This is a genomic window from Mycobacterium sp. (assembly GCF_046095365.1).
Taxonomy (GTDB): domain Bacteria; phylum Actinomycetota; class Actinomycetes; order Mycobacteriales; family Mycobacteriaceae; genus Mycobacterium.
Genome location: NZ_JBJTJF010000030.1, coordinates 1 through 5,064 on the forward strand (window position 1 = coordinate 1; position 5,064 = coordinate 5,064).

Below are 5,064 nucleotides of genomic sequence, written 5' to 3' on the forward strand. Positions count from 1 at the left end.
ACACCCTGCCGACCGGAGGGGGCCCGCTGGAGTTGACCGAGGACGACGCCAACGCCTGGATCGCGGCGATCAACGACATCCGCCTGGCGCTGGGGACGATCCTGCAGATCGGGCCGGACGGCCCGGACCGGCTGCCGTCCGGTCACCCGATGGCGGCGCATCTGGAGGTCTACCAGTGGCTGACGGTGCTGCAGGAGTACCTGGTGCTCGGCCTGATGGGCAAGCCCATCCGGTGACCGCCGACAGGCGTGCGGCGATCGGGCCGGGTGCGATCACCGATGTGCCCGGCATCCTGGTGGGTCACCATCACCGTTGCGATCCGGACGCGGTGGTCGGTTCCGCGGAGCGGGCCGGCAGCGGATGGGCCTGTGGCACAACGGTTGTGGTAGCCCCGCCGGGCACCGTCGGGGCGGTGGATGTCCGCGGCGGCGCCCCGGGCAGCCGGGAGACGGACCTGCTCGACCCGTCCGCCAGCGTCCGGCACGTGGACGCCGTGGTGCTGACCGGGGGCAGCGCCTACGGGCTGGCCGCCGCCGACGGTGTGATGGCCTGGCTGGAGGAGCGGGGACGCGGTGTCGCGTTCAGCGGCGGGGTGGTGCCCATCGTGCCCGCCGCGGTGATCTTCGATCTGCCCGTCGGCGCGTGGTCCAACCGGCCGACCGCCCAGTTCGGCTATGCGGCCGCGGCGGCCGCCGGGAACGAGGTCGCATCGGGGTCCGTCGGCGCCGGCGTCGGCGCGCGGGCCGGGGCGCTCAAAGGCGGGGTGGGCACCGCGTCGACCGTGCTGGAGTCCGGCGTGACGGTGGGGGCGATCGCGGTGGTCAACTGCGCCGGGGAGGTGCTGGACACCGCGACCGGTCTGCCCTGGGCTTCGGACCTGGCCGAGGAATTCGGGTTGACCGCCCCGCCGGCCGGCGACGTCGCCCGATTCGCCGGGCTCAGGCGCCAGTCGAGCAGGCTGAACAGCACCATCGCGGTGATCGCCACCGACGCCGCGCTGGGTCCGGGGGGCTGCCGGCGGGTCGCGGTCGCGGCGCAGGACGGATTCGCCCGGGCCATCCGGCCGGTGCACACCCCCGTCGACGGCGACATCGTGTTCGTTCTGGCGACCGGAGACGTCGAGGGGCCGCCCGGGTCCGACACCCCGGTGGCGATGCGTCCGGACACCCAACTGGCCACCGCCGTCGGCATCGCGGCGGCGGACTGCCTGGCCAGGGCCGTGCTCTCCGGGGTGCTGGCCGCCGAGCCGGTGGCGGGGATACCGACCTACCGCCAGACGCTGCCTGGTTCGTTCGGGCCGCCCCGGTAGCCTGATCGCCATGGCGATGCCAGGTCAGACGCCGACCCCGCCCAGCAGGTGGCCCGGGTGGAAGATCGGCGGCGCGACGATGCTCACCTTCATCGCGGTGCTCTACCTCATCGAGATCGTCGACCAGCTGACCGGCCACGCCCTGGACCGCAACGGCATCCGGCCGCTGGAGGCGCGCGGGCTGAAGGGCATCCTGTTCGCGCCACTGCTGCACGCCGACTGGGGACACCTGATCGCCAACACCGTGCCCGCGCTGGTGCTCGGCTTTCTGGTGACGCTGGCCGGGATGGCGCGGTTCGTGTGGGCCACGGCGATCATCTGGATCGTCGGGGGTCTGGGCACCTGGCTGCTCGGTGACCTCGACGGCTGCCCGCTGGACACCAACCACATCGGCGCCTCCGGCCTGGTGTTCGGCTGGCTGGGTTTCCTGCTGGTGTTCGGCTGGCTCACCCGCCACCTCTGGCAGATCGCCATCAGCCTGGTCGTGCTGTTCTTCTACGGTTCCATCCTGTGGGGCGCGATCCCGGCGCTGCGGGGCTGCGGCGGGGTGTCCTGGCAGGGGCACCTGTGCGGGGCACTGGCCGGGGTGCTCGCCGCCTACCTGCTGTCCAGCCCGGAACGTGAGGCCCGCGCCCGGAGGAAGGCCGCTCCGCCGCTGCCCGGGCAGTTCTCGTGAGCGGTCCGCTGGCACCCGTCGGTATCTTCGACTCCGGCGTCGGCGGCCTGACGGTGGCCCGCTCGATCATCGACCAGTTGCCCGACGAGGACATCGTCTATGTCGGAGACACCGCCCACGGGCCGTACGGGCCGCTGAGCATCCCCCAGGTGCGCGCCCACGCGCTTGCCATCGGCGACGACCTGGTCGGCCGCGGGGTCAAGGCACTGGTGATCGCCTGCAACACCGCCTCGGCCGCCTGTCTGCGCGACGCCCGGGAACGCTACGACATCCCGGTGGTCGAGGTCATCCTGCCCGCGGTTCGCCGGGCGGTGGCCACCACCCGCACCGGCCGGATCGGGGTGATCGGCACCAGCGCGACCATCGCCTCCGGCGCCTACCAGGACGCCTTCGCCGCCGCCCGCGACGTCGAGGTCACCGCGGTGGACTGTCCCCGCTTCGTCGACTTCGTCGAACGGGGCGTCACCAGCGGCCGTCAGGTGCTCGGCCTGGCCGAGGGCTACCTCGAGCCGCTGCAGCGCGCCCAGGTGGACACCCTGGTGCTGGGCTGCACGCACTATCCGCTGCTGTCCGGAGTGATCCAGCTGGTGATGGGGGACTCGGTCACGCTGGTCTCCAGCGCCGAGGAGACCGCCAAGGACCTGCTGCGGGTGCTGACCGAGGCGGATCTGCTGCACCCGCACCAGGACCGGCCCGCTTCGGCGGCGCGGGTGTTCGAGGCCACCGGCGACCCGGAGGCGTTCACCGCGCTGGCGAGCCGGTTCCTCGGTCCGGTGGTCACCGGCGTGGCCGCGCCGACCCGGCTGCCGAATTGACGATCGGGCAGATGCCCTCCTGTCGCCCCGCCGCGTGGCAAGCTTAGCTGCGTGAAAGTCACGGTCCTGGGCTGCTCGGGCAGCGTCGTCGGGCCTGATTCGCCGGCGTCGGGCTACCTGCTGACCGCGCCGGACACCCCGCCGCTGGTGCTCGACTTCGGCGGGGGAGTCCTCGGCGCCCTGCAGCGCTACGCCGACCCCAACCGGGTGCACGTGCTGCTCTCGCACCTGCACGCCGACCACTGCCTGGACGTGCCGGGCCTGTTCGTCTGGCGCCGCTACCACCCGACTCCGGCGCCGGCGCGCGGTTTGATGTTCGGACCGAGTGACACCTGGACCCGGCTGGCCGCCGCGTCGTCCCCGCTGGGCGGCGACCTCGACGACTTCACCGACATCTTCGAGGTGCGCGAGTGGGTGGACGGCGAGGCGGTGCGCATCGGCGAGCTGAGCGTGCTGCCCCGGCTGGTCTCCCACCCGACGGAGTCCTACGGCCTGCGGATCACCGACCCGAACGGCGCGACGCTGGTCTACAGCGGTGACACCGGGCTGTGCGAGTCGCTGGCCGAACTGGCCGGCGGCGCCGACGTTTTCCTGTGCGAGGCGTCCTGGACCGACTCCCCGGACCGGCCCCGCCACTTGCACCTGTCCGGCGCGGAGGCCGGCCGGGTCGCCAAACGGGCGGGGGTCCGGGAACTGCTGTTGACCCACATCCCGCCGTGGACGTCGCGGGAGGACGTGATCAGCGAAGCCAAGGCGGAGTTCGACGGCCCGGTGCACGCGGTGGTTCCGGGGGAGACCATCGAGGTCCGCAGGGCCGGATAGGGTTTGGCCGTGACTTCTCGACATGACGGCCGGCGCGACGACGAACTGCGGCCGGTGGTCCTCACCCGGGGGTTCACCTCGCACCCGGCGGGTTCGGTGCTGGTGGAGTTCGGCGAGACCAGGGTGATGTGCACCGCCAGCGTCACCGAAGGGGTGCCGCGCTGGCGTAAGGGCTCCGGCCTGGGCTGGCTGACGGCCGAGTACGCCATGCTGCCCGCGGCCACCCACACCCGCTCGGACCGGGAGGCGGTCAAGGGCCGGCTGGGCGGTCGCACCCAGGAGATCAGCCGCCTGGTCGGGCGCTCGCTGCGGGCCTGCATCGACCTGGCCGCGCTCGGGGAGAACACCATCGCCGTGGACTGCGACGTGCTGCAGGCTGACGGCGGCACCCGCACCGCGGCGATCACCGGCGCCTACGTGGCGCTCTCTGACGCGGTGACTTACCTCGCGGCGGCCGGCAGGCTGTCCGACCCCAAGCCGCTGTCGTGTGCGATCGCCGCGGTCAGTGTCGGGGTGGTCGACGGCCGGGTCAGGGTGGACCTGCCCTACGAGGAGGACTCCCGCGCCGAGGTTGACATGAACGTGGTGGTCACCGACACCGGAACCTTCGTGGAGGTGCAGGGCACCGGCGAGGGTGCGACGTTCCCGCGCAGCACTCTGGACAAACTGCTCGACGCGGCCATGGCCGGATGCGAGACGTTGTTCGCCGCCCAGCGCGAGGCCCTGGCGCTGCCCTACCCGGGGGAGCTGCCGGAGGGCCCGCCGCCGAAGAAGGCGTTCGGCTCCTGACCGTCCGGCTGCTGGTGGCCAGCCGTAATCCCAAGAAGCTGGCCGAACTGCACCGGGTCCTCGACGCGGCCGGCGTCTCGGGTCTGCAGTTGGTGTGCCTCGCCGACGTGCCGCCCTACGACGAGGCTCCCGAGACCGGTGCGACCTTCGAGGAGAACGCTCTCGCCAAGGCCCGCGACGGCTACGCCGCGACCGGACTGCCGACGGTGGCCGACGACTCGGGCATCGAGGTCGCCGCGCTCAACGGGATGCCCGGCGTGCTCTCGGCGCGCTGGGCCGGCGGCCACGGCGACGATGCCGCGAACTACCGGCTGCTGCTGGCCCAGCTGGCTGACGTGCCCGACGGACGGCGCCACGCGGCGTTCGTGTCGGTATGTGCTCTGGTGACCGGGCCGAGCCCCGGCGACGCGACGGTGGTTAGCGGGCAGTGGCCCGGCGTCATCGCGCGGGAACCGTTGGGGGAGGGCGGTTTCGGGTATGACCCGGTGTTCATGCCGGAGGGCGAGGCGCGCAGCGCGGCTCAGCTGAGCCCGGCGGAGAAGGACGCGGTGTCGCACCGGGGCCGGGCGCTGGGATTGCTGGTTCCGGCGCTGCGGCGGCTGGCCGAGGCCTAGACAGCGCCGTGGGGCGGGGGCCGGGGGGCGGGGGGCCCG

7 protein-coding genes are annotated in these 5,064 nt (G+C 73.0%); all 7 read left to right on the forward strand.

Features of this window, described 5'->3' with window-relative positions:
• A partial coding sequence (locus tag ACKOQ4_RS02345) for a DUF2017 family protein (protein ID WP_526288443.1) occupies nucleotides 1-236 on the forward strand: 236 nt, incomplete at its 5' end.
• Entirely contained in the window at nucleotides 233-1,309 is a 1,077-nt protein-coding gene (locus tag ACKOQ4_RS02350) for a P1 family peptidase (protein WP_526288445.1), read from the forward strand. The genes ACKOQ4_RS02345 and ACKOQ4_RS02350, both read left to right, overlap by 4 nt.
• 10 nt (nucleotides 1,310-1,319) lie before the next feature.
• Nucleotides 1,320-1,985, forward strand: coding sequence for a rhomboid family intramembrane serine protease (locus tag ACKOQ4_RS02355; protein WP_526288447.1), 666 nt, complete (start codon nucleotides 1,320-1,322; stop codon nucleotides 1,983-1,985).
• Nucleotides 1,982-2,800 (forward strand): glutamate racemase, encoded by an 819-nt coding sequence (murI, locus tag ACKOQ4_RS02360; RefSeq protein ID WP_526288449.1) that lies wholly within the window; start codon nucleotides 1,982-1,984, stop codon nucleotides 2,798-2,800. The genes ACKOQ4_RS02355 and murI overlap by 4 nt, the downstream gene beginning before the upstream one ends.
• Nucleotides 2,801-2,851: 51 nt before the next feature.
• Nucleotides 2,852-3,622, forward strand: coding sequence for a cyclic nucleotide-degrading phosphodiesterase (locus ACKOQ4_RS02365; RefSeq protein WP_526288451.1), 771 nt, complete (start codon nucleotides 2,852-2,854; stop codon nucleotides 3,620-3,622).
• A gap of 9 nt (nucleotides 3,623-3,631) precedes the next feature.
• Nucleotides 3,632-4,411, forward strand: a complete 780-nt coding sequence (rph, locus tag ACKOQ4_RS02370; RefSeq protein ID WP_526288453.1) for a ribonuclease PH — start codon at nucleotides 3,632-3,634, stop codon at nucleotides 4,409-4,411.
• Nucleotides 4,412-4,422: 11 nt separating this feature from the next.
• A complete protein-coding gene (locus tag ACKOQ4_RS02375) occupies nucleotides 4,423-5,025 on the forward strand; it encodes a non-canonical purine NTP pyrophosphatase (RefSeq protein WP_526288455.1) in 603 nt (200 codons plus the stop codon).
• The last annotated feature ends 39 nt before the right edge of the window (nucleotides 5,026-5,064 follow it).

What these genes read in the sequence shown, in the direction of transcription:
- ACKOQ4_RS02355 (WP_526288447.1), top strand. Translation starts at nt 1,320, where the DNA reads ATGGCGATGCCAGGTCAGACGCCGACCCCGCCCAGCAGGTGGCCCGGG.